The sequence below is a fragment of the Duganella sp. BJB1802 genome (assembly GCF_013369445.1).
GTDB lineage: Bacteria > Pseudomonadota > Gammaproteobacteria > Burkholderiales > Burkholderiaceae_D > Rugamonas > Rugamonas vulcania_A.
The window spans coordinates 1-23,603 of record NZ_JABWEF010000022.1 but is presented as its reverse complement, the minus strand read 5'-3'; the positions used below and the strand labels follow the sequence as shown (position 1 = coordinate 23,603).

Sequence of the window (23,603 nt, the reverse complement as noted above, 5' to 3'; positions counted from 1 at the left end):
CGGGCATGAATCCCACCTCCCAGGGCCGCAACGCCGGCCTCGACACCTTGCGCGCGCTGGCCATCGTGCTGGTGTTTGCCAACCATTACATGCTGTTTGTCAGCGGTAGCCCGACCTTCGGCTGGTTCGGCCAGGTCGGCTGGACCGGCGTCGACCTGTTCTTCGCGCTCAGCGGCTATTTGATCGGCAACCAGATCCTGGGCGGCATTCGCCGTTCGCGGCAGTCCGGCGGCGGCGAGCGCTTCTCGCTGGCGCGCTTTTACGCGCGCCGCCTGTTGCGCACCTTGCCGAACTTTTACTTCGTGCTGGCGTTGTATGCCTTGTGGCCGGCGTTCCGCGGCGCCAATGTGCTGCCGCCGTTGTGGAAGTTCCTCACCTTTACGCAGAATATCCAGCTGATGCCGGGCACGGCGTTCTCGCATGCGTGGTCGCTGTGCGTGGAGGAGCAGTTCTACTTCCTGCTGCCGGCCGTGGCGCTGGCGATCGCCGCTTGCCGCAAGCCGCTGCTGCTGGCGTGGCTGGCCGTGATCGGCACGCTGCTGGCCGGCATGGCGATCCGCAGCCATCTGTGGACGCAATATGTGGGACCGGAGGAACAGGGCGGTTTTCATTACTACACGCTGATCTATTACTCGTCGCTGTGCCGTTTCGACGAGCTGGTGGCTGGCGTGGCGCTGGCGCTGGTCAAGAACTATCATGCGAACGCCTGGACTCGGCTCACCTCGCGCGGCAACTGGGCGCTGGCCGCAGGCGCGGCGTTGTTGGCGCTGACATGGTCGCTGTTCCTGGAAGACCATTACGGCTATCCGATGACGGTGATCGGCTATCCGCTGCTGGGCCTGAGTTTTACGCTGTTGCTGGTGGCTGCCTTGAGCCCCGGGTCCCTGCTGCAACGATTGCGCGTGCCGGGCGCGGCCAGCATCGCGCTGTGGTCGTATGCGATCTACCTGACGCACAAGACGCTGTGCGTGCTGCTGCGCGCGCCTCTGCAGGCGGAGGGCTGGGGGCCGAACAGCTGGCAGGCCATCGTGCTGATGAGCGCGGCCAGTCTGCTGGCCGGCTGGTTGCTGCATCTGCTGGTGGAGACGCCGTTCATGAAGCTGCGCGACCGCTACGTGCCGGGCAATTTCGCGCGGCCGGCGGCGCCGGCGGGCGCTGTCGCTTAATTCAGCTCGATCACATCGAACGGCGACTGCATCGAACCCAGGAAGGCCATCACGCTGCGCGCGCGTTCGGCCATGTCCTCATGGCGGGTGGCGGCGATGGCGGCGCGCAGGCCGGGCACCACTTCGGTGATGTGCGGGCTGTCGTACGCGGCCACCAATAGCGCGGCCAGTTCGCTGGCGCGGCCGCGATTGTTGCGCATGCGCTCCTCCAGCATCGCCAGCAGCGCGCGCTGCATGCGCGGCGTGGGATTGGTGATGTAGCCGAACACCAGCGGCGTATTGCCGATGGCCTCGCACAGCCGGCTCTCGATCTGGTCCGGCTTGACGTCGGAAGCGATGTCGAAATACGCGCCATTCCAGCGCGTCCGTTCATACGGATGACCGGGCGGGAAGGATTCGGCCGTCTCGAAGCCGAGAACGTGGCTCAGGTAGCGCAGCCATTTGAGGATAGTGGGCATCATCCCGGCATTTTATCCTGAGACGGGAAACTGATGGGGAGACAGCCGCCGGGCAGTATGCCTGTCCGGCGGCTGGTGCAACCTTACACGTGGGCTTCCTCGCCCAGCTTGCCGGCGCGGAAATCCTCAACGGCGGCGAAGATCTCGGCCTGCGTGTTCATCACGAACGGGCCGTACTGCGCGATCGGCTCGTTCAGCGGCCGGCCGGCCACCAGGATCAGGCGGCTGGCCTGCTCCGCATGCACCGTCACGCCGTCCGCGCCCGCCGTGTTGGCCAGGATCGCCATGCGGCCCGACGCCACCGCCTTGTCGCCCACATTCACCTCGCCGCGATAGGTGAAGATGAAGGCGTTGTGGCCTTCCGGCAGCGCCTGGCTGAAGCTGGCGCCGGCCGGCAGATGGATGTCGAGATAAACCGGCTCCGTCACCTCGCGCTGCACCGCGCCGGCCACGCCGTGGCTGCTGCCGGCGATGACTTTCACGTCCACGCCGTCGGCCGTGGTGAAGGCCGGCACGTCGGCGCCGTTGAAATCGCGGTACCACGGCGCCTGCATCTTGTCCTTCGCCGGCAGGTTCAGCCACAGCTGGAAGCCCTCCATCACGCCTTCCTCCTGCTCCGGCATTTCCGAGTGGATCACGCCACGGCCGGCCGTCATCCACTGCACGCCGCCGTTGGTCAGCAAGCCTTCGTTGCCGGCGCTGTCCTTGTGGCGCATGCGGCCTTCCAGCATGTAGGTCACGGTCTCGAAGCCCCGGTGCGGGTGGCTGGGGAAGCCGGCGATGTAGTCGTTGGCCTGGTCGCTGCCGAAATTATCCAGCATCAGGAACGGGTCCAGCCGGCGCTGCAATGGCTGGGTCAGCACGCGGTTGATCTTGACGCCGGCGCCGTCCATGACGGCCTGGCCGCTGATGATGCGTTCTACGCCGCGAGGGCTGCTTACTTGGTCGGTCATGGCAATCTCCTTGTTTGTTACACCAGTACTGCGTTGATCTCCGCTTCGGCCTGGGCCTGCGCCTTGGCCACGGCTTCCGGACCCATGCCCAAGCCTTCGGCGAAGACGTACTGCACGTCGCTCAGGCCCACGAAGTTCAGGAACATCTTGATGTGCGCCAGTTGCGTGTCGGTCGGCGCGTCGCGGTGCATGCCGCCGCGGGCCAGCGCCACATACACTTTTTTGCCGGTCAACAGGCCGACCGGGCCGGTCGGGCCGTACTTGAAGGTCACGCCGGCGCGGGCGATCGCATCGAACCAGCTCTTGAGTTGCGCGGTGATGCCGAAGTTGTAGGTCGGCGCGCCGATGACGATCACGTCGGCAGCCTGGACCTGGGCGATCAGCGCGTCGTCCAGCGCCACGCGGGCGGCCTGGGCTTCGGTGCGCTGGTCGGCCGGGGTGAACAGGGCTTGCAGCGTCGGCTCGTCGATCACCGGATGCGGATCGGTCGCCAGGTCGCGGCGCAGCAGCGTGGCGGCCGGATTGGCGGCGCGGACCTTGGCGACGATGGCGTCGGCCAGGCGGGTGGATTCGGAACCGGTGCTGCGGGCGCTGGAGTTGATTTGCAAGATGTTCATGGTGTTGCTCCTGTTATTGGGTTTGTGCTGCGATGGAGTCACTTTAATCGTTTCAAATTCATTCCGGAAGCCGTTAAAATGGATAACATTAGTCCACTGATGGAACAATCCCATGGAAATCGACCCTGGCGACCTGCTTTTGTTTGCCCGCATCGTGGAATGCGGCAGTTTCAGCCTGGCGGCGCAGCGCGTGCAGCTGCCCAAATCGACGGTCTCGCGCCGGATCTCGCTGCTGGAGGCGCAACTGGGCGAGCGCCTGCTCCAGCGCACCACGCGCAAGCTGGTGCTGACCGAGTTCGGCGCCAGCCTGCTGGAGCACGCGCGGCGGGTGGCCGACGAAACCGAGATGGCCGGCGCGCTGGCGCAGCACCGGCAGGGCGCGCCGAGCGGGCTGCTGCGGGTGTCGATGCCAGCCGACTTCGCCAACCTGACGATGGGTGGCATGATGGCGCGCTTCATGAACCAGTACCCGGCCATCTCGCTGGAGCTGGACCTGTCGCCGCGCCGGGTCGATCTGGTGGCGGAGAATTTCGACCTGGCCATCCGCATGGGCAACCTGCCGGACGACGCCTCGCTGGCCGCGCGCCGCGTCACCTTGAGCAAGATCGCCTTGTACGCGTCGCCGCTGTACACCTCGCTGCGCGGACTGCCCGAGCATCCCGACGACCTGTTCCGGCACGACCTGCTCAGCCTGCCTCCACGGCTGAACGGCCTGATACGCTGGAAGCTGTTGCGCGGCAAGGTGGAGTGGGAGCGCGAGATGCCGGTGCGCCTGATGGCGAACTCGCCGGAAATCCTGGTGCGTATGGCGGCCAGCGGCGTCGGCATCGCCGCCTCGACCGAGCTGTTCGCGCGCGAGTATCTGCAGAGCGGGGAGTTGGTGCGGGTGTTGCCGGAGTGGGCATTCCCGGTCGTCACGGGCTGGGCGGTGTTCCCCGGCCGCCGGCTGATGCCGGCCAAGACCAGGGTGTTCCTCGACATGCTGGAGACCGCCTTCGAGGACGGCCGCCCAGTGGAGCGGTGAGGCTTACTGCTTCAGCTTGGCCATGGCCTGGCCCAGCTGCACGGCGCCGGCCGGCTGCCAGGCCGGGTTGAAGCTCAGCACATCCTTCGGGAACAGCATCACGACGGTCGAGCCGAGCAGGAAGCGGCCCAGTTCCTCGCCCTTTTTCAGCACGATGTCCTGGTCGTCGTACTGCCATTCGCACACATGCGGCATGCGCGGCGGATTGACCACGCCGTGCCACACGGTGGCCATGCTGCCGACGATGGTGGCGCCGACCAGCGTCATCACGAACGGGCCGTGGGCGGTGTCGAACACGCACACCACGCGCTCGTTGCGGGCGAACAGGCCGGGGATGCCGCGCGCCGCCGCCGGGCTCACCGAGAACAGCTCGCCCGGCACGTAGATCATGCGGGTCAGCCTGCCGTCGCAGGGCATGTGGATGCGGTGGTAGTCGCGCGGGCTCAGGTACAGGTTGGCGAAGCTGCCGTTCTGGAACTTGGCGGCCAGTTCGGCGTCGCCGCCCACCAGCGCCGTGGTCGTGAAGTTGTGGCCCTTGGCCTGGAAGATCTGGTCGTCCTTGATCGCGCCGAACTGGCTGATGCGGCCGTCGATCGGGCAGATGTAGTCGGCGTCGGCCATCGGGCGGGCGTCCGGGCGCAGCGCGCGCGTGAAGAACTCGTTGAAGCTGCTGTAGTTCTCGATGTTGGGATCGAGCGCCTCGTCCATGTTGACGTTGTACTTGCCGACGAACCAGCGGATCAGCCAGGTGGTTTTGCCGCCCCATTTGGCGCCGGCTACGCGGCCGGCAAAATTGGTCAACGCTCCCTTGGGAAGCAGGTAGTGCGGCAGGACAGCAAGACGAGACACGATAGGGTATCCATACAATGAACGATCGCGCATTATAGCGCCGGCCGCCGGCGCGGTTTAGAAAAATGGACTAAACACGCAGCGCAACTTGCCAAATTCCGAACATTTTGATTAAAACAAGGCATAATGCGCGGACTTGTCCTACAACTTGCCCTTCAGAATGATGCCCGCCCGCCAATTTCGCCTGACGCAGATCGCCGCCGCCGTGTTGTCCCTTTATGTAGGCGCCGTCCGCGCCGAGGCCGAAACACCGCCCGTCGAGCAGCCCAAGCCGGCGCCGATGCAGAAGGTGGAGATCAAGGGCGCCGCCGCCAGCTACGACCCGCGCCGCGACGACACGGCCAGCAAGACCGTGGTCACCAGCGAGGAGATCCAGAAATACGGCGACACCTCGGTCAACGACGTGCTCAAGCGCGTGCCCGGCATCACCGTCAGCGGCGCGGCCGGCCGCAGCGGCGGCGAGATCCGCATGCGCGGCCTGGGCAGCGGCTACACGCAAATCCTGATCAACGGCGAGCGCGCCCCGGCCGGCTTCGCCATCGACAGCCTGGCGCCCGAGGTGATCGAACGAATCGAGATACTGCGCGCCGCCAGCGCCGAGTTCAGCACGCAGTCGATCGCCGGCACCATCAACATCGTGCTGAAGAAAGCCTTGAAGTCCGCCCAGCGCGAAGTCAAGCTCAGCGAGGCCAAGGGCAGCAAGTTCAGTTCGCCGTCGCTCAGCCTGCAGATGTCGGACAAGATGGGCTCGACCTCGTACTCGTTCGGCGGCAACGCCTGGCGCTACATGTTCACCCGCGTCAATCCGTCGTTCGACACCGGCACCGACGCCGCAGGCCAGCCCAATCTGGACCGCGCCACGACCTGGCGCGACCAGGGCCGCGCCGACGGCATGAACCTGTCGCCGCGCATCAACTGGACACTCGACAACGGCGACACGCTGACCTCGCAAACCTTCGTCAACCTGAACCAGTTCGTCAGCAACGGCCGCACCCGCACCACGACCGCGTTGGGCCGTGGCCCGGACTACGACCGCATCGACAGCACCTTCAGCAGCCACAACGCCTTCGGCCGTACCGACCTGAACTGGGTGCACAAGCTCGACGGTGGCGCCAAGCTGGACATGAAGGCCGGCGTCAGCGACAACCGCAACACCGCCGATTCCCTCCAGTTCGGCGGCAACAACGGCAAGCCGGCCACGCTGGAACGCACCGTCATCTCGACCAGCGGCGAGAAGGGCTTCAGCACCCAGGGCAAGTACTCGCGGCCGCTGACCTTCGGCGCGGCGCCGGCCGACGGCAAGGGCGAGGCTCCGACCGAGCACGCGCTGTCGATGGGCTGGGATGCCGGCGTGACCAAGCGCGACGACACCCGCATGCAACGCGAGGCCGCGCTGCCGGGCGCCACGCCGGACAACAGCGACGAAGGCTTCTCGGCCAAGGTCACGCGGCTGGCGCTGTACGGCCAGGACGAATGGAACCTGACGCCGCAATGGTCGCTCTACACCGGCCTGCGCTGGGAGGGCCTGGACACGCGCAGCGAGGGCAACACCTTCGACGCCGTGCAGCAGCGCTCCAGCGTGCTCAGCCCGCTGATGCAGACGCTGTACAAATTCCCGAACAAGAAGGACCAGCTGCGCGTGGCGCTGACCCGCACCTACAAGGCGCCGTCCACGGCCAGCCTGGTGCCGCGCAAGTTCACCTCGACGAACAACAGCCCGACCGATCCCGACCGCCGTGGCAATCCGCACCTGAAGCCGGAGCTGGCGCTGGGCCTGGACGCGTCGTTCGAACATTACTGGGGCGAGGGCGGCCTGCTGAGCGCCAGCGCCTCGATGCGCCGCATCGAGAACTACACCCACCAGGGCTTGCTGTACGAGGACGAGCGCTGGGTCTCGACCTCGATCAACGACGGCCGCGCCGAGACCCGCGGCATCGAGCTGGAGGCCAAGTTCCCGGTGCGCGCGGTGCTGGAGCACGCGCCGGCGCTGGACCTGCGCGCCAGCGTCAGCCGCAACTGGTCGCGCGTGGACAGCGTGCCCGGCCCTGACAACCGCCTCGACCAGCAGACCCCGCTCAGCGCCACGCTGGGCGTCGACTACAAGAGCCCAAGCGGCGCGCTCAGCACCGGCGGCAGCTTCAGCTTCCGCAACGGCGGCCTGGCGCGCCTGAGCGGCACGCAGGGCGGCTACACCAGCGTGCGCCGCGACCTGGACGTGTACGCGTTGTGGAAAATCGACACCCAGAACAATCTGCGGATCGCCGTCTCCAACCTGCTGGCGCAGGACTACGTCACGGAAAGCCTGTACAGCGACGCCAACGGCACGCAGAACCGACTGAACGTGGCCAGCGGCGAAACCCAGCTGCGCGTCACGGTGGAAAAGCGTTTTTGATGGCGTGATTCCGAGGTGATATGATTCTGCGGTGTACTTAATTGCCGCGGGCCCCCTCTGAAAAAGCCTAAAGTTACCGAGATCGAGCAGCCGGACGACGACAGCCTGCGTCTGGCGCTGGCCGAGGTGCGCGATTTGCAGCGCACCGTGGTCGTGCTGCGCTCGGAATTGGAGCTGTCCCACCAGGAACGCCAGCACGCGGTGCAGGACGCCTTGTCCTTCGCCCACAGCGAGATCACCCAGTTGCGCGAGACCGTCGCCGCCCTGCGCGCCAGCCTGGAGCGGGTGACGCAGGAAAAGCTCGACGCGCTGCAACAGGCCAGCACGCTCCACCACGGCGAGGTCGCCCAGCTGCACGACACCATCCGCGCCCTGCGCGACACGCTGGAGGCGCGCGCATGAGCGCCAAGCCCGCCATCCGCAGCGTGCCGGCCAAGCCGCCCGCCAAGAGCGAGGCCGCATCGGCCCAAGCGGCGGCGGGCGCCCAGCGCAAGCGGCTGCGCCAGGTCGAGCTGCTGCTGGAGGTATCGCGCCGCATGGCCGCCTACGACACGCTGGACGAAATCCTCACCGCGCTGATCGACGTCACCACCGAGGAGCTGGACGCCGAGCGCGGCACGCTGTTCCTCAACGACGCCGAGACCGGCGAACTGTTCTCCCGCGTCGCACAGGGCAACATCCAGCGCGAGATCCGCTTCCTGAACCACACCGGCATCGCCGGCCACGTGTTCACCACCGGCGAGGCGCTCAACATCGCCGACGCCTACGCCGACCCGCGCTTCAACCGCTCCATCGACGAGCAGACCGGCTTCGTCACCCGCAACATCCTGTGCGTGCCGATCAAGACCTTCAAGGGCGAGATCATCGGCGTGTCGCAGACGCTCAACAAGCGGCGCGGCAAGTTCACCCGCGCCGACCTGCAACTGCTGGAGGCGCTCACCACGCAAGGCACGCTGGCGCTGCAAAGCGCGCGCTTCCTCGAAAGCATGAAGAAGATCCGCCGCCAGGAGATGGAGTTCATCGACGTGGTGTCCGAGGTCACGGCCGACATCAAGCTCGGCTCGCTGCTGCAGAAAGTGATGGGCGAGGCCACGCGCCTGCTCAACGCCGAGCGCTCGACGCTGTTCCTCAACGACGAGAAGACCGGCGAGCTGTGGTCGGAGGTGGGGCAGGGCCTGGAGTCGCTGCAGATCCGCTTGCCCAACACGGCCGGCATCGCCGGCGCCGTCTTCACGTCCGGTAAGACCATCAACATCCCATACGCCTACGCCGACCTGCGCTTCAACCCGGCCTTCGACAAGCGCACCGGCTACTTCACGCGCTCCATTCTGTGCGTCCCCATCGTCAACAAGGCCGGCAAGATCATCGGCGTGACGCAGGTGCTCAACAAGCGCGGCGGCCCGTTCACGCACGAGGACGAGTCGCGCCTGCGCGCCTTCACCGCGCAGATCTCGATCGCGCTGGAGAACGCCAAGCTGTTCGCCGACGTCCAGCAAATCAAGAACTACAACGAAGCCATGCTGGAGTCGATGTCGAACGGCGTCATCACGCTGGATGGCCAGGAGAAGATCGTCACCTGCAACGCGGCCGGCCTGCGGATCTTGCGCACCGGGCCGGACGGCATCCTGGGCCGCCCGGCGCAGGATTTCTTCGGTGGCGCCAACAGCTGGGTGATGGACAAGCTGCGCCAGGTCGAGGAAAACCAGAGCGCCGAGCACCTGATGGACGCCGAGCTGGTGGTGGAGGACGCCACGCTGTCGGTCAACTTCAGCGTGCAGCCGCTGCTGTCGATGGAGAAGAAGGGTATCGGCTGGATGCTGATGCTGGAGGACATCTCCAGCGAAAAGCGCCTGCGCTCGACCATGTCGCGCTACATGGATCCCGGCATCGCCGACCAGATGGTGGCCAACGGCGCCGAAATGCTGGGCGGTAAAAACGTGCCGGCCACGGTGCTGTTCTCGGACATCCGCAGCTTCACCACCATCACCGAGCAGCTGGGCGCGCAGGGCACGGTCACGCTGCTCAACGAATACTTCACGATGATGGTCGACTGCATCCAGCGCGAGGAGGGCATGCTCGACAAGTTCATCGGCGACGCCATCATGGCGGCCTTCGGCATCCCGGTCGGCCACGACGACGACGCCGACCGCGCGCTGCGCACCGCCATCGCCATGATGACCGAGCTGCGCGCCTGGAACGCGCTGCGCGCGCGCGAAGGCAAGCCGCCGGTGGAGATCGGCATCGGCCTCAACACCGACCAGGTCGTCTCCGGCAACATCGGCTCCAAGAAGCGCATGGACTACACCATCATCGGCGATGGCGTGAACCTGGCGGCGCGGCTGGAATCGGCCTGCAAGCAGTACGGCGCCCACATCCTCATCAGCGAGTTAACCTACCGCGCGCTGCGCGGCACCTACCGCCTGCGCGAGGTCGACATCGTGGTGGTCAAGGGCAAGACCCGGCCGGTGTCGATCTACGAGGTGATGGACTACCACAGCGAGGACAGCTATCCCAACCTGGTCGAGGCCATGGGCGTGTTCCGCAACGCGCTGCAAAGCTACCGCAAGCGCAACTGGGCCGCCGCCGGCAAGCTGTTCGACGAGGTGCTGTCGCTCAACCCGCACGACCGCGTGGCCGCGCTGTACATCGAGCGCAGCCTGCACATGGCGGCCAACCCGCCGCCCGACGACTGGGACGGCACCTTCGTGATGGAATCGAAGTGAAGATCCCCCGCAGCACGCTGGAGCAGTGGCAGGTCCTGCAGGCCATCGTCGAATGCGGCGGTTACGCGCAGGCGGCCGAGGCGCTGCACCGCAGCCAGTCGTCGGTCAGCTACATGGTGGCCAAGCTGCAGGAGCAGCTGGGCGTCGAGCTGCTGGAAATCGACGGCCGCCGCGCGCGCCTGACGAAAAACGGCGAGGCCCTGCTGGCCAAGGCGCGCGAGCTGCTGGGCGACGCCTTCCAGCTCGAGCAGCTGGCCACCAGCCTGGCCGAGGGCTGGGAGCCGCAGGTCTCGATCGCGGTCGACAGCCTGTTCCCGGTCGAGCTGCTGGTGCAGGTGCTGCGCGATTTCGAACCCTGGGCCAAGCACACCCGCGTCAACCTGGAGGAGACCGTGCTGTCCGGCTCCGAGGACGCGCTGGTCGAACAGCGGGTCGACATCGCCATCGCCAGCCGCATCCCGTCGGGCTTCCTGGGCGACGTGCTGATGGATATCGAGTTCATCGCCGTGGCCCATCCCTGCCACGCGCTGCACGAGCTTGGCCGCGAATTGGAAGTGGAGGACCTGGGCCGCAACCTGCACATCGTGGTGCGCGATTCGGGCACGCTCAATCCGCGCGACCACGGCTGGCTCAGCAGCAACCAGCGCTGGACCGTCACCAGCCCGCACACGCGGCTGGAGATGATCTGCAACGGCCTGGGCTTCGGCTGGCTGCCCGAGCACAAGATACGGACCCAGCTGGAGCAGGGCTTGCTCAAGCCGCTGCCGCTGCGCGTGGGGCAGCGCCGCAAGCTGTCGCTGTCGCTGATCGTCGCCAACCCCGAGGTGGCCGGCCCCGCCACCTGCCGCCTGGCCAACCTGATCCGCAAAGTGGTGAAGGACGGCATCGAGCACCGGCCGCTGTGCGGCTGAATAGAAAACAGTTAATCCACCGGGCGCTATTCTCTGAAGCGGGCATATTGCCGCGCCGTCGTAAAACCGTCCGATACGCGCTTCAATTGAACAACAGTGGTGGAAAATATTCGTTTTTATAGCTATATTGGTATTTGTCGCGTATATCTCTGGAGAATTGGTGCAAAGTTATGGTAAATTGCGGCTATCAAATCTCACACATTGTCACCAGTGGTTTTTTTAGAATCTAACCTGCCGATAGAAGGAAATAAGATGACGACTTACCAGGAATACAAAGCAAAGATCGCCGAACTGGAAAATCTGGCCGAAACCGCCCGCAAAAATGAAATCGCGCAGGCGAAAGAGAAAGTCACGGCCATCATGCGTGAATACGGCCTGACCGTGGCGGATCTGGGCGGCGTAGCCAAGGTGAAGGCGGTCAAGACCCGCGCGCCGGTGCCGACCAAATACCGCGACGACGCCACCGGCCAGACCTGGACCGGCCGCGGCCGCGCTCCGAAATGGCTGGAAGGCAAGGACAAAGAGCAGTATCTGATTAAGTAAGCCGCACCGTCGGTTTGCCGCGAGCCGGGAGCGGGTTTATATGTTTTTATAAACCCCGCTCCCGGCTTTTCTCTTTTTCGGGGCGCGATACATGCCGAGTCGCCGCGGGTCTTATTCTCCGCTTTGATTGCGGTTCTATATCTCCTGTCGCCACGCGACGTTGCTTTTATGCTGAAAGGCGGCGTTAATTACCCCCGGCCTTAACTCAGCGTTAAGGTTAGTGTCACCTGCCTAGACCAGCCACAGCCATTTCGTGCGATGATAGTGGAATGGCATCAATTCCTCTTTTCCCGCTGAATACCATCCTGTTCCCGGACGGGCATTTACCATTGCAGGTGTTTGAAGTGCGTTATCTGGACCTGATCAAGCGCTGCATCGCCAATGGCGAGGAATTCGGCGTGGTCCCGCTGCTCGAAGGCAGCGAAACGCGCATCCCCGACATGCAGGAAACCCTGTCCGACGCCGGCACCATGGCCCGCATCCTCGAATGGACCGCGCCGTTGCCGGGACTGCTGCAAATCTCCTGCGTCGGCACCACGCGCTTCCAGATCCGGTCGGCCGAAAAGCTCAAGCATGGCCTGTGGATGGCCGAGGTCGACCAGGTCGCCGACGACATGGTGGTGCCCGTTCCCACTGAGCAGCAGGACGTCGCCAACGCGCTGGGCTCGCTGATCCGTTCGCTGCAGAAGAAGCAGATCTCCACCGCGAACATGCCGCTGGCGCCGCCGTACCGGCTGGACGAAGCCGGCTGGGTGGCGAACCGCTGGTGCGAGCTGCTGCGGCTGGACGTGGGCGAGAAGCAGCGCCTGCTGCTGCAGGAGAATCCCGTGCTGCGCCTGGAGCTGATCCAGGATGTGCTGAGCGAGAACGGCCTGCTCGATTAGTGGCCCTACGCGGGCGGCCAGCGCTGGCCCTGTCGGCCGGCGGGTGTTGATGCTAGACTGACATCATTGTCAACGCCACCCGAGCCGCCATGTACCTGCAACCCGCCTTCGCCGAAGACCGTCTCGAAGTCCGCCACGGCCTGATGCGCGCCTTCCCGCTGGCCACGCTGATCCTGGCCGATGCCGACGGCGTCACCGCCGACCTGATCCCGTTCATGCTGTACGCCGACGAGGGCGACAGCGGCCTGGGCGTGCTGCGCGCCCACGTGGCGCGCGCCAATCCGCTGTGGCGCAAGCTGGAGACGGCGACCTCGTGCCTGGTGGTGTTCCAGGGGCCGGAATCCTACATCAGCCCGAGCTGGTACGAAACCAAGCGCACCACGCACAAGGTGGTGCCGACCTGGAACTACGCGATGGTGCAGGCGCGCGGCGCCGGCCGCGCGGTGGACGATCCGTTCTGGCTGCGCCGCCTGCTGGACCGCATGACCGCCTTCCACGAAAGCGGCATGCCGCAGCCGTGGGAGCTGGACGACGCGCCGGTCGATTTCATGGCCGCGACCATGAAGGCCATCGTCGGCATCGAGATCCCGATCGACAGCCTGGTGGGCAAATGGAAGGTCAACCAGAACCGCAGCGCCGCCGACCAGCGTGGCGTGGTGGCGGGCCTGGGCGACGATCCGATGGCGCAGCTGGTGGCCGAGCGCCTCAAACCCGAGTAGCCGGAGCGGCCGGAACGCTAGCCGGCATGCGCCTCGCTGGCCTCGTCCAGCGCATGCACGCGCATCGACCACAGCACGCCGGCCGCCAGCAGCAGCATGGCGGCGATCTCCAGCCCGCGCGGCAGCTGCTGCTTGTAGATAAAGCCGTACAGCAGCGCGAACAAGGTCTCGAACAGGATCAGCTGGCCGGACAAGGTCAGCGGCACCTTGCGGCTGGCGACATTCCACAGATGGTTGCCGATCACCGAGGCGCCCAGGGCCAGCAGCGCGTTGACGATCCAGAACAGCGTCCAGTCGCGGCCGCTGGCCACGGCGCCGGCGCCGGTAACGTCGGCATGGAACAGCGCCAGCGCCACCAGGGCGATCGCCAGCGCGATCAATCCGCTCGACACGCCATACAAGGCCGACCATTCGCCGCTGCTGAAATGCGGATTGCGCTTCAGGTAGCGCGCGTTGTCCACCGAATACCAGGTCCAGCACAGCAGGGCGCCGGCCGCGCACAGCACGCCGAGGATCTTGTCCGGCAGCGGCGCGCCATTGCCCGCGTCGTGGGAGAACACATCGACGTTGATGCAGGCGATGCCGGCCGCCACCAGCAGCAGCGGCAGCATCAACTGCTTGAGCGGCACCGAGCCATGGTCCTTGCTCCCCATCAGCGTGACCGAGATCGGCAGCACGCCGATGATCAGCGAGGTGGCCGCCACGCCGGCGAACTTGACGCCCAGCGCAAGCAGCATGTAGTAGACGATGTTACCGGCCAGCGCATGCTTGATCATCGCGGCCACATCGCCGCGGTCCAGGCGGCGCAACAGGGCAGGCAGGCGCCGCGCCATCAGGCCGGCCGCGATCAGGCCGTAGGCGATGTAGCGGCCGCAGGCCATCTCCAGCGGCGTGAAGGCCGACAGCAATTCCGGCACGATGAACACCATGCCCCACATCGCGCCCGCCAGCAAGCCGCACAAGATCCCAGTCCACATCGCACACTCTTTCCAAAGCACAAAAATAAAAATCGACCTAGAGTATTGCATACCTGCGTGGATTTGTTTAGGGAGACTGCCATGACCGACCAAGCCCTGGCGGTGCTGCGGGAGCAGGTGCTGCCGCTGCGCACCGACGACGACCTCGACGCCGTGCTGAGCAACATCGGCCAGGCGCGGCTGGTGCTGATGGGCGAAGCCACCCACGGCACGCGCGAGTTCTATCAACTGCGCGCCGCCCTCAGCAAGCGGCTGATCGTCGAACACGGCTTCGACGCCATCGCCGTCGAAGCGGACTGGCCGGACGCGCTGCAGGCGAGCCGCTTCGTCCAGCTGAAGGGCGCCGACCAGAGCGCCGACCAGGCGTTGTCCGGCTTCCAGCGCTTCCCGCAATGGATGTGGCGCAACGAGGAGATGGTCGAGCTGCTGTACTGGCTGCGGCTGCACAACCAGCAGGTGCGGGAGCCGGCGCGCCGCATCGGCTTCTACGGCCTGGATTTATACAGCCTGCACCAGTCGATGCGCCTGGTGGTGCGCTACCTGGAGCAGGCCGATCCGTCGGCCGCCGGCCGTGCGCGCGAACGCTACAGCTGCATCGACCACGTCGGCGCCGATCCGCTGCGTTACGGCTACCTCGCCAGCCTTGGCCTGCGCGAGGACTGCGAGAAGGAAGTGGTGCGCCAGCTGGCCGAGCTGACCGCGCAGGCGCAGCGGCATCTGGACGTGGCCGGCGGCGCGGTGCCGGACGAGCTGTTCTACGCGCAGCAGAATGCCCGCGTGGTGCAAAACGCCGAGCGCTACTACCGCGCCATGTTCAGCCGTCGCGACGAGTCCTGGAATGTGCGCGACAGCCACATGGCCGACACGCTGGACGCCTTGCTGGCCCACCTGTCCGCACACAGGAGCGGCCCGGCGCGGCTGGTGGTGTGGGCGCACAACTCGCACCTGGGCGACGCGCGGGCGACGGAAATGGGGCGTGGAGGACAGCTCAACCTGGGGCAGCTGGCGCGCGAGCGGCACGGCGAGGCGGCGGTCTACCTGCTGGGTTTCAGCACCCACGACGGCACGGTGACGGCCGCCAGCGAATGGGACGGGCCGGCCCAGCTCAAGCGCGTGCGGCCTTCGCTGCCGGGTAGCCTGGAGGCCTTGCTGCACCAGGTGACCGAGGAGGATCCGGCCCGGCTGGCGCGCTTCCTGCTGCCGCTGCGCGCGTGCGCGGACGCCCGCGCGGCCTTGCCGGCCACGCTGCTGGAGCGTGCCATCGGCGTGGTCTACCGCCCTGAGACCGAACGCCAGAGCCATTACTTCGATGCCGAGGTGGCGCGCCAGTTCGACGCCGTGATCCATGCCGACTGTTCCAACGCCGTCAAGCCGCTGGAGTTGTCCGCGCACTGGCGCCTGGACGAACTGCCCGAGACCTATCCGTCCGGCTTGTAGTGGGACGTTAGAGGCAGACCAGCAGCCCGCCCGCCGCCAGCAGGTTCAGCGCGGCGGTCAGCCAGAATTTGACGAGGAAGCTGGTCTTGATGGACTTGTGGCGCAGCCAGCGCTGCGCCAGCCAGCCGCCCGGCCAGCCGAAGGCCAATCCTATCAGCAGCAGCGTGCGTTCGGGGATGCGCCGGCGGCGGCCGATGGCGGCCGATTTGTCGATCGCGTAGGCGATAAAGCAGACGATGCTGGCCAGGCCATACGCGGCCGCCAGCAGCAACAGCGCGAGCTGGAAGGGCGGCAGGGCCGGAACGTTCAGAAGTAGCTCAGGCCGAGGGCGGCCTTGACTTCGTCGGCGGTCTGCGCGGCCACTTCGCGCGCGCGCATCGTGCCTTCCTTCAGCATCTGCATGATGTAGCCCTTGTCCTGCGCCAGCTCTTCGCGGCGGGCGCGGATCGGCGCCAGCATCTCCTGCAGCACCACTTCCAGGCGCTTCTTGACGATGGAGTCGCCCAGGCCGCCGCGCACGTAGTGGGCCTTCATCTCGGCCAGCTTGTCTTTTTCAGGATCGAAGGCGTCCAGGTAGATGAAGGCCACGTTGCCTTCCAGGTGGCCGGGATCTTCCACGCGCAGGTGCAGCGGATCGGTATAAACCTTTTTCACGGCGGCGGTGATCTCGGCCGCAGTGGCGCCCAGGTTGATCGTGTTGCCCAGCGATTTGCTCATCTTGGCCTTGCCGTCGGTGCCCGGCAGGCGGCCGATCTCCGGCACCAGCGCCTTGCACTCGACCAGGATGTCCTTGTTGGCGATGCGGTTGAAGCGGCGTACGATCTCGTTGGTCTGCTCGATCATCGGGATCTGGTCCTCGCCGACCGGCACCAGCGAAGCCTTGAACGCCGAGATGTCGGCCGCCTGCGAGGCCGGGTAGGTCAGGAAGCCGGCCGGGATGTCGCGCTCGAAGCCGCGCAGCGCGATCTCGGTCTTGACGGTCGGGTTGCGCTCCAGGCGGGCCACGGTCACCAGGTTCAGGTAGTAGAAGGTCAGCTCGGCCAGTTCGGGGATCTGCGACTGGATCAGGATGGTCGACTTGGCCGGGTCGATGCCGACCGCCAGATAGTCCAGCGCCACCTCGACCACGTTGCGGTGCACCTTGCCGGTGTCGTCCATGTTGTCGGTCAGGGCCTGGGCGTCGGCCAGCATGATGAACTGCTTGTACTCGTGCTGATAGGCGATGCGGTTGCGCAGGCTGCCGACGAAGTGGCCCAGGTGCAGCGGGCCGGTCGGGCGGTCGCCGGTCAGGATCACGGTCGGGCCTTTGGACGCGGCGGGTGCGGTGGCGATTACTTCGGACTGTTCGGTCAGGCTCATCAGGGGTTCCTTTACGTTGCCCCGGTCCGGCGCGACGAATGTAAAAAACGCCACCAGAAAAGGGCGGCGTTGATAAAAATATCACATCACTATGGGTAGACAGTGGCCGCGCGCTAGGAGCGGCGCCAATTCAGGCAGGCGTGAAGTGTGGTGTAAAAAGTCATCCGCGTATGGTTGCAGTTCAGCGCCGGTCTGTCAAGGTGTGAGGCGCCGCAAGGCCCGCTGCGGGATTCGGAACTAGATTGAATGCTCGCGGTCTGACACAAAGGAGATTAAAATGGCCGATAACTTCGATTCCGTCGCGTTTATGGATACCCTGACTGAAGGCGGCATGCCCGAGAAGCAGGCCAAGGCGCTGGCCTCGGCGATGTTCCAGCTTATCGACACCCACCTGGTGACCAAGAACTATCTCGACATGCGCCTGGCGCAGCTCAAGTCCGAATTGATCCAGTGGATGGTCGGTGTGATGGTCGTGCAGACTGGAGTCACCGCCGTGCTCTTCAAGCTCATGCATTAATCTAAACGATAAGGTAGTATTGCCGATCCTGAGCGATACCCCTTACCGGAGCCGATATGCGTGTTCTTGCAGTTGCAGTGCTTTCCACCCTGATGGTCTCCGCCGCAACGGCGCAAACATCCACGCCGCCGATGGCGCCCGACATCCCCGCCAAGTTCGACACCGCCATCCCCAACGCCGACTACGTCAAGCGCGACGTCATGATCCCGATGCGCGACGGCGTCAAGCTGCACACCGTGATCGTCATCCCCAAGGGCGCCGTCCACGCCCCCATGGTCCTGAGCCGCACCCCCTACAACGCCAGCGGCCGCGCCCAGCGCAACGTCAGCCCCAGCGTGCTGGCCACGGTCGGGCAGGGCGACGAAGTGATGTTGGAAAACGGCTACATCCGCGTCTACCAGGACGTGCGCGGCAAATACGGCTCCGAGGGCGAGTACGTGATGACCCGCCCTGTTAAAGGCCCGCTCAACAGCACCCGCACCGACCACACCACCGACGCCTGGGACACCATCGACTGGCTGGTCAAGAACGTCCCCGAAAGCAACGGCAACGTCGGCATGATAGGCTCGTCCTACGAAGGCTTCACCGTGCTGATGGCGCTGGTCGACCCGCACCCGGCGCTCAAGGTCGCCGTGCCGATGAGTCCCATGGTCGACGGCTGGCGCGGCGACGACTGGTTCCACAACGGCGCCTTCCGCGTGACCAACCTGAGCTACATCGCCGGCCAGACCGCCGCCAAGGGCAGCGGCAAGACCCTGGCCACCGGCGTCTACGACGACTACGAGGGCGTGCTGCGCGGCGGCTCCACCGCCGATTACGCCCGGCAGTTCGGCCTGGACCAGCTCAACTTCGTCCGCAAGCTGTTCGAGCACCCGGCGTACGACAGCTACTGGCAGCAGCAGGCGCTCGACAAGATCCTGGCCAAGCGCCCGATGAAGGTGCCCACCATGACCGTGGTCGGCTACTGGGACCAGGAGGACATCTATGGCGCCCACGCGTTCTACTCGGCGGTCGAACCGCAGGACAAGGCCAACGACAAGAACTTCCTGGTGGTGGGGCCGTGGCGCCACAGCGGCGTCAATTACGACGGCTCCAGCCTGGGCCCGCTCAAGTTCACCGGCGACACCGCGCTGGAATTCCGCCGCGACGTGATGCAGCCCTTCCTCGACCAATACCTGAAGGACGGCGCGCCGGCCGCCGACACGCCGCCGGTGCTGTTCTACCAGACCGGCGTCAATCGCTGGCAGCGCCTGCAGCGCTGGCCGCTGGCGTGCGAAACCGGCTGCCCGGCGCCGCTCAAGCCGATCTACCTGAAGCCCGACTTCAAGCTGGACTTCGACGCGCCGCAGCAGGGCGCGGGCTTCGACGAATACGTGTCCGACCCGGCCAAGCCGGTGCCGTTCGTCCCGCGTCCGGTGCACATGAACGACGCCAGCGTGTGGCGCCCATGGCTGGTGAGCGACCAGCGCGGCGTTTCCGACCGCACCGATGTGCTGAGCTACGTCACCGAGCCGCTCAAGGCACGCCTGCAGATCGCCGGCGCCGCCATGGTCAACCTGTACGCCTCGACCACCGGCACCGACACCGACTGGGTGGTCAAGCTGATCGACGTCTACCCGGACGAAGTGCCGTCGCAGCCGGAGCTGGGCGGCTACCAGCTAGGCATCGCGATGGACATCTTCCGTGGCCGCTACCGCAACAGCTTCGAGCATCCGTCGCCGGTCGCGCCGGGCGCCGTGGAGAAGTACCGCTTCGCGCTGCCGAACGCCAACCACGTATTCCTGCCGGGCCACCGCGTGATGGTGCAGATCCAGTCCAGCTGGTTCCCGCTGTACGACCGCAATCCGCAGACCTACGTGCAGAACATTTTCCACGCCAAGCCGGCCGACTACAAGAAAGCGACGCTGCGCGTGTACCACGCCGGCGCCGAAAGCAGCGCCCTGGAGCTGCCGGTGGTGGAGGGGAAATAAGCTAAACGGAATAAACCGTTTAGCGCGGACGCACGCTGTCGGCCAGCACGTCCGCGCGGAAGTGGCGGCGGTAGCCTTCCAGCACCTGGTTCGACTTGCCCAGCTTGTCCAGCATGTCGATCAGCACCCGCTGGTCCGCCGGCGGCAGGGCGCGCGACACGTAGGCGCCGCTGTCCTGCCACGGCAGCTCGGGGATGGCCTCCATGCGCAGCCTGTCCTGCAGGCCGTTGACGCGCTGGTCGCGCCGGATCGCCCCGGCCATCAGCGTCGGCCCCATGATGGTGAGGTCGGCCGAACCGGCGTGCAGCAGGCGCGCCACCGCCACCACGTCCACCTCGGTGAACAGGCGGCCCTGTTTGGCCAGCTCGTTCACCAGCGCCGTGTATTCCTCGCCATAGTCGAAGCCCCGCACCACCGCCACGCGCAGCTCGCGCCGCTCCAGCAGGTGTTTCGCGCTGGGGATGGGCGCCAGCTGGCCGGCCACCGAGATCAGCATCGCCCGATGGCCTATCATCGGCACGAAGGTGCCGGCCAGGTCGCGCGACGGGGTGCGCGAGGCCGGCACCAACAGGTCCGCCTTGCCGGCCTTGAACATGGCCACCTGGCGCGCGCGCGGCACCACGGAGAATACGAAGTTGCAGCCGTTCTTGCCGCCCGCGCCGCGCAGCAGGTCGGGATAGATGCCGCCGACACGCGTGCCCTCGATCTGCACGCTGGCGCCGCTGGACGACACCGGCACGGCGATGTCGCGCGAACAGTCGCCGGCCCATGCCTGCGCCACGCAGGCCGCCAGCAGCGCGGCGATGGCGTGGCGCTTCATGGCTTGGCCGCCCGCATATGATGCTGGTGGAAGTAGCGCTGCGCCACCAGGATGGCCACCGCCTGCATCGCCGCGCACAGGTAGAAGGTGCTGCCGATGCGCCAGTCGTCGGCCGGCAGGTGGCTGACTTCACCGAGGATGGCGGTGCCCAGCAGCGGCATGAAGATCACCCCTAGGCTGCTGACCGATTGCAGTGACCCCATCAACTCGCCCTGTTCGTGGGGCGGCGTCGCCTTCGAGACGATGGCCTGCAGCGCCGGGCCGACCGCGAACGCCAGCACATTGCACAGGATGAGCACATACATCATCCAGCCATGCGTGGCCAGGCCGTACAGCAGGTAGGTGATGGCGCCCGAGCCCAATCCCAGCAGCGACAGGCGCACCTCGCCGAAGCGCTTGATCAGGATGCCCAGCAGGCCGGCCTGCACCACGGCCGCCGTCAGGCCGACGCAGAACATGGCCGCGCCGTTCTGGCCCGGCGTCCAGGCGAAGCGGAAGTGGGTGTACAGCACCCAGGTCGTCTGCAGCATCATCTGCGCGAAGGTGACCAGCGAGAAGGTGACCACCAGGCCGCGGATGTCGGTGCGGCGCGCCAGCTTGAACAGCGCCGACAGGGGATTGATCTTGGCCAGCTTGAACGTCGAGCGGCGCTCCGCCGGCAGCGATTCCGGCACGACGAAATAACCGTAGACGAAATTGGCGGCCGACAGCCCGCCGGCCACGTAGAACGGCAGGTGCAGGTTGACGCTGCCCAGCAGGCCGCCCAGCATCGGGCCGCAGATGAAGCCCAGGCCGAACGCCGCGCCGACCTTGCCGAAGCTCTTGGCGCGGTTCTCCGGCGTCGAGATGTCCGACGCGTAGGCCGACGCCACCGACATGCTGGCCGACGACATGCCGCCCACCACGCGGCCGATGAACAGGTAGGCCAGGTTGGGCGCCCACGCGGTGGACAGGAAGTTGATGCACATGCCGGCCATCGAATACAGCATCACCGGGCGGCGGCCGATGCGGTCGCTCAGGGCGCCCAGCATGGGCATGAAGATGAACTGCATCAGGCCGAACACCGCGCTCATGATGCCGAACCAGTAGGCCTGGTTCTCGCGCGAGCCGGTGAATTCTCCGACCAGCATCGGCAGCACCGGCACGATCAGGCCGATGCCCAGCATGTCGATGAAGACGCAGATCAGGATGAAGTTCAGGTTGCCCGGCGCCGGGGCGGCCGGCAGGGCGGGTGCAGCGGTATCGGGGGTGGCCATGTGATCGGTGAATGAAAAGGGTCAGGGCGCGGCCGGGCTGGCGGCCCACTCGGCGATGAAGCTGTCGCGGAAGGCGGTCAGCTCGTTGAGGCGGGTCTGCGCCAGGTGGCGGCCGGCGGAGGTCTGCATCTTGCCGGGCAGGGTGGCCAGCTTGGTGTCGATGTGGTCCAGCGCATAGGCTTTTTCATCGAGATCGCGGTGCAGCGCCATCGGATCGTCGGGGTGGGCCAGGCCGCTGCCCATGCGCCCGGCCGTGTAGAACAGCCGCGCCAGGCCCACCGCGCCCAGGGCGTCGAGGCGGTCGGCGTCCTGCACGATCTTGGCCTCGATGGTCTCGGGGCGGATGGCGGCGGAAAAACTGTGGCTCTCGATCGCGTGCGCGACGGCGGCCAGCTTATTGGACGGGAAATCGAGTTCGGCCAGCTGGCGGCTGGCCAGCAGCGCCGCCTTGCGCGAGGCCAGGTGGCGTTCGGGATCGTTCTTGGGCAGGTTGACCAGGTCGTGCAGGTAGCAGCCGGCCAGCACGACCAGCGCGTCGGCCTCGGGATAGTCGTCCAGCAGCAGGCTGGCGTTGCGCCAGACGCGGTGCAGGTGATTGGTGTCGTGGGCGCCGTCGGCTCCGGCGGCGGCGCTGGCCAGGCGGACCAGGCGCGGGTGCCAGCTGTTGAGCAAGCTGTTCATTGTTCTCCCGTGATGTCTGTCTCGACGTTCTTTTTTTCAGATCATACAGCCTGATACGGCCCTTGTGCAGTGGAACTTGGCGGCAATTAACAATTGTTTGCTTGCCAAGCGGGACGAAATTATGCAAAATGCAACCATATTTGATAATCACAGGCACTATGATGCGTAACTTCCTGGCGCTTGCACCGATGTTGTTGAGCCTGCTCAGCGCCCCCGCGCTGGCGCTCGACGACACCCCGACCGTGACGCCCCATTTCCAGATCAAGGGGGAAGACAGCCGCCTGGCCGGCGCCCGTCCGAACGCGGCCGCCGCGTTGGCGGCGTCGGCGCCGCGCCGCGCGCAGGCCGAGAACGAGACCCTGCGCCCCGAACGCGAAGCCATGAATCCGCGCGCCGTGACCACCACCGTGCTGCGTCCGCTGCCGTCCGCCGCCGCCGCCCGCCTGGTCGAAAACCCCAGCTGGAAACGTTAACACAATTTATTGCCCGGATGCATTTATTTGGTGCTTAATAACTTGACTTGAGGTAACATTGCCGCCAATCACTTTGGCAATGAAGGAAACCCCATGTCTAATGTAAGCGAACTGCACGCAACGAACCCCGCCGGCGAGTACTTGGCCTTCACCCTGGGCCAGGAAGAGTACGGCATTGACATACAAAAAGTAGCGGAAATCCGCAGCTACGAAACCCCGACCCGCATCGCCAACGCGCCCGACTTCGTCAAGGGCGTGGTCAATCTGCGCGGCATCATCGTGCCGATCGTCGACATGCGTATCAAGTTCAACCTGGGCACCCCGTCGTACGACCAGTTCACCGTGGTCATCATCCTCAACATCGGCCACCGCGTGGTCGGCATGGTGGTGGACCGCGTCTCCGACGTGACCACGCTGCTGCCCGAGCAGGTCAAGCCGGCGCCGGAAATCGGCGCGGCCATGAAGAGCGACCATATCGTCGGCCTGGGCACGCTGGAAGAGCGCATGCTGATCCTGATCGACATCGACAAGCTGATGTCGAGCGCCGACATGGGCCTGGTCGAGACCACCGCGCTGGCGGCGTAATGGGCATGCTGGCCAATATCAGCATCGGCAAGCGCCTGGCGCTGGGCTTCTCCATCATCCTGGCGTTCGCCATGCTGATCACCGGGATTTCGGTGTGGCGCCTGCAGGGCGTGGCCACCGCCACGCGCGACATGATGCAAGTACCCTTGGCCAAGGAGCGCATGATCTCCGACTGGTCCAGCAAGATCGACAGCGCGATCCGCCGCACCACCGCCATCGCCCGCAGCAGCGATCCATCGCTGGCGGCCTTCTTCGCCGACGAGGCCAAGGCATCGTCGGCCCCCTCGGC

At 65.9% G+C, this 23,603-nt stretch carries 25 protein-coding genes; 15 read left to right on the top strand and 10 right to left on the bottom strand.

Translation table 11 applies throughout. The features are described from left to right. The first annotated feature begins 5 nt into the window (after positions 1 to 5). Positions 6 to 1,166: an acyltransferase gene (locus HUX88_RS27015; protein WP_176363755.1), complete on the top strand. Its 1,161-nt coding sequence runs from the start codon at positions 6 to 8 to the stop codon at positions 1,164 to 1,166. On the opposite strand, the gene HUX88_RS27010 is transcribed toward HUX88_RS27015, so the two are convergent. From HUX88_RS27010 to HUX88_RS27000, 3 genes are all read right to left on the bottom strand, one after another. Further along, positions 1,163 to 1,627 (bottom strand): hypothetical protein, encoded by a 465-nt coding sequence (locus tag HUX88_RS27010; RefSeq protein ID WP_117010115.1) that lies wholly within the window; start codon positions 1,625 to 1,627, stop codon positions 1,163 to 1,165. The two genes, HUX88_RS27015 and HUX88_RS27010, sit on opposite strands and share 4 nt — an antisense overlap. Before the next feature lie 80 nt (positions 1,628 to 1,707). Then, positions 1,708 to 2,577: a pirin family protein gene (locus tag HUX88_RS27005; protein ID WP_176363754.1), complete on the bottom strand. Its 870-nt coding sequence runs from the start codon at positions 2,575 to 2,577 to the stop codon at positions 1,708 to 1,710. Positions 2,578 to 2,594: 17 nt separating this feature from the next. Beyond that, a complete protein-coding gene (locus tag HUX88_RS27000; protein ID WP_117010117.1) occupies positions 2,595 to 3,194 on the bottom strand; it encodes an FMN-dependent NADH-azoreductase in 600 nt (199 codons plus the stop codon). Positions 3,195 to 3,306: 112 nt separating this feature from the next. On the opposite strand from HUX88_RS27000, the gene HUX88_RS26995 reads away from it, so the two are divergent. Continuing rightward, positions 3,307 to 4,218 carry a LysR family transcriptional regulator gene (locus HUX88_RS26995; RefSeq protein WP_117010118.1) on the top strand — a complete coding sequence of 304 codons (912 nt, stop codon included), beginning with the start codon at positions 3,307 to 3,309 and terminating at the stop codon, positions 4,216 to 4,218. Between the two features lie 3 nt (positions 4,219 to 4,221). On the opposite strand, the gene asd is transcribed toward HUX88_RS26995, so the two are convergent. Beyond that, complete coding sequence (gene asd, locus HUX88_RS26990; protein ID WP_176363806.1) at positions 4,222 to 5,070, bottom strand: archaetidylserine decarboxylase; 849 nt, start codon at positions 5,068 to 5,070, stop codon at positions 4,222 to 4,224. A gap of 157 nt (positions 5,071 to 5,227) precedes the next feature. On the opposite strand from asd, the gene HUX88_RS26985 reads away from it, so the two are divergent. The 7 genes from HUX88_RS26985 (at position 5,228) to HUX88_RS26955 (ending at position 13,239) form a co-directional block, all read left to right on the top strand. Further along, positions 5,228 to 7,459: a TonB-dependent siderophore receptor gene (locus tag HUX88_RS26985; protein WP_229219570.1), complete on the top strand. Its 2,232-nt coding sequence runs from the start codon at positions 5,228 to 5,230 to the stop codon at positions 7,457 to 7,459. A gap of 126 nt (positions 7,460 to 7,585) precedes the next feature. Next, a complete protein-coding gene (locus HUX88_RS26980) occupies positions 7,586 to 7,861 on the top strand; it encodes a hypothetical protein (protein ID WP_373886850.1) in 276 nt (91 codons plus the stop codon). Continuing rightward, on the top strand, positions 7,858 to 10,182 hold the full coding sequence (locus HUX88_RS26975) for an adenylate/guanylate cyclase domain-containing protein (protein WP_176363753.1): 2,325 nt from the start codon (positions 7,858 to 7,860) through the stop codon (positions 10,180 to 10,182). Before HUX88_RS26980 ends, HUX88_RS26975 begins: the two co-directional genes overlap by 4 nt. Then, on the top strand, positions 10,179 to 11,093 hold the full coding sequence (locus tag HUX88_RS26970; RefSeq protein WP_117010120.1) for a LysR family transcriptional regulator: 915 nt from the start codon (positions 10,179 to 10,181) through the stop codon (positions 11,091 to 11,093). Before HUX88_RS26975 ends, HUX88_RS26970 begins: the two co-directional genes overlap by 4 nt. A 210-nt stretch (positions 11,094 to 11,303) precedes the next feature. Next, positions 11,304 to 11,636, top strand: a complete 333-nt coding sequence (locus tag HUX88_RS26965) for an H-NS family nucleoid-associated regulatory protein (RefSeq protein WP_373886849.1) — start codon at positions 11,304 to 11,306, stop codon at positions 11,634 to 11,636. Positions 11,637 to 11,905: 269 nt separating this feature from the next. Continuing rightward, positions 11,906 to 12,520 carry an LON peptidase substrate-binding domain-containing protein gene (locus HUX88_RS26960; RefSeq protein ID WP_176363752.1) on the top strand — a complete coding sequence of 205 codons (615 nt, stop codon included), beginning with the start codon at positions 11,906 to 11,908 and terminating at the stop codon, positions 12,518 to 12,520. 89 nt (positions 12,521 to 12,609) lie between these two features. Continuing rightward, complete coding sequence (locus HUX88_RS26955; RefSeq protein ID WP_117010123.1) at positions 12,610 to 13,239, top strand: FMN-binding negative transcriptional regulator; 630 nt, start codon at positions 12,610 to 12,612, stop codon at positions 13,237 to 13,239. A gap of 17 nt (positions 13,240 to 13,256) precedes the next feature. On the opposite strand, the gene HUX88_RS26950 is transcribed toward HUX88_RS26955, so the two are convergent. Beyond that, the gene (locus HUX88_RS26950) at positions 13,257 to 14,216 is read right to left on the bottom strand and encodes a DMT family transporter (RefSeq protein WP_117010124.1); all 960 of its coding nucleotides are present in this window, start codon (positions 14,214 to 14,216) and stop codon (positions 13,257 to 13,259) included. Positions 14,217 to 14,297: 81 nt separating this feature from the next. On the opposite strand from HUX88_RS26950, the gene HUX88_RS26945 reads away from it, so the two are divergent. After that, positions 14,298 to 15,653 carry an erythromycin esterase family protein gene (locus HUX88_RS26945; RefSeq protein ID WP_176363751.1) on the top strand — a complete coding sequence of 452 codons (1,356 nt, stop codon included), beginning with the start codon at positions 14,298 to 14,300 and terminating at the stop codon, positions 15,651 to 15,653. Between the two features lie 7 nt (positions 15,654 to 15,660). On the opposite strand, the gene HUX88_RS26940 is transcribed toward HUX88_RS26945, so the two are convergent. Next, entirely contained in the window at positions 15,661 to 15,924 is a 264-nt protein-coding gene (locus tag HUX88_RS26940) for a DUF1294 domain-containing protein (protein WP_229219569.1), read from the bottom strand. A gap of 35 nt (positions 15,925 to 15,959) precedes the next feature. Further along, on the bottom strand, positions 15,960 to 17,012 hold the full coding sequence (gene trpS / locus HUX88_RS26935; RefSeq protein WP_176363750.1) for a tryptophan--tRNA ligase: 1,053 nt from the start codon (positions 17,010 to 17,012) through the stop codon (positions 15,960 to 15,962). 307 nt (positions 17,013 to 17,319) lie between these two features. Here trpS and HUX88_RS26930 point away from each other — a divergent pair, with 307 nt between their 5' ends. Together HUX88_RS26930 and HUX88_RS26925 are read left to right on the top strand one after the other, a co-directional pair. Continuing rightward, the gene (locus tag HUX88_RS26930; protein ID WP_217916466.1) at positions 17,320 to 17,529 is read left to right on the top strand and encodes a hypothetical protein; all 210 of its coding nucleotides are present in this window, start codon (positions 17,320 to 17,322) and stop codon (positions 17,527 to 17,529) included. Positions 17,530 to 17,585: 56 nt separating this feature from the next. Next, the gene (locus HUX88_RS26925; protein ID WP_117010129.1) at positions 17,586 to 19,499 is read left to right on the top strand and encodes a CocE/NonD family hydrolase; all 1,914 of its coding nucleotides are present in this window, start codon (positions 17,586 to 17,588) and stop codon (positions 19,497 to 19,499) included. 19 nt (positions 19,500 to 19,518) lie between these two features. On the opposite strand, the gene HUX88_RS26920 is transcribed toward HUX88_RS26925, so the two are convergent. From HUX88_RS26920 to HUX88_RS26910, 3 genes are read right to left on the bottom strand one after another with little or no spacing between them, the layout of a single operon-like run. Then, on the bottom strand, positions 19,519 to 20,319 hold the full coding sequence (locus tag HUX88_RS26920; protein WP_176363748.1) for a transporter substrate-binding domain-containing protein: 801 nt from the start codon (positions 20,317 to 20,319) through the stop codon (positions 19,519 to 19,521). After that, positions 20,316 to 21,575: a TCR/Tet family MFS transporter gene (locus HUX88_RS26915; RefSeq protein WP_176363747.1), complete on the bottom strand. Its 1,260-nt coding sequence runs from the start codon at positions 21,573 to 21,575 to the stop codon at positions 20,316 to 20,318. The genes HUX88_RS26920 and HUX88_RS26915 overlap by 4 nt, the downstream gene beginning before the upstream one ends. 21 nt (positions 21,576 to 21,596) lie before the next feature. Further along, positions 21,597 to 22,256, bottom strand: a complete 660-nt coding sequence (locus HUX88_RS26910; protein ID WP_117010132.1) for an HD domain-containing protein — start codon at positions 22,254 to 22,256, stop codon at positions 21,597 to 21,599. A 158-nt stretch (positions 22,257 to 22,414) separates the two neighbouring features. On the opposite strand from HUX88_RS26910, the gene HUX88_RS26905 reads away from it, so the two are divergent. From HUX88_RS26905 to HUX88_RS26895, 3 genes are all read left to right on the top strand, one after another. Next, entirely contained in the window at positions 22,415 to 22,729 is a 315-nt protein-coding gene (locus HUX88_RS26905) for a hypothetical protein (RefSeq protein ID WP_117010133.1), read from the top strand. 93 nt (positions 22,730 to 22,822) lie between these two features. Next, entirely contained in the window at positions 22,823 to 23,314 is a 492-nt protein-coding gene (locus HUX88_RS26900; RefSeq protein WP_117010134.1) for a chemotaxis protein CheW, read from the top strand. Then, on the top strand, positions 23,314 to 23,603 hold a 290-nt coding region (locus HUX88_RS26895), incomplete at its 3' end, for an MCP four helix bundle domain-containing protein (RefSeq protein ID WP_176363746.1). The genes HUX88_RS26900 and HUX88_RS26895, both read left to right, overlap by 1 nt.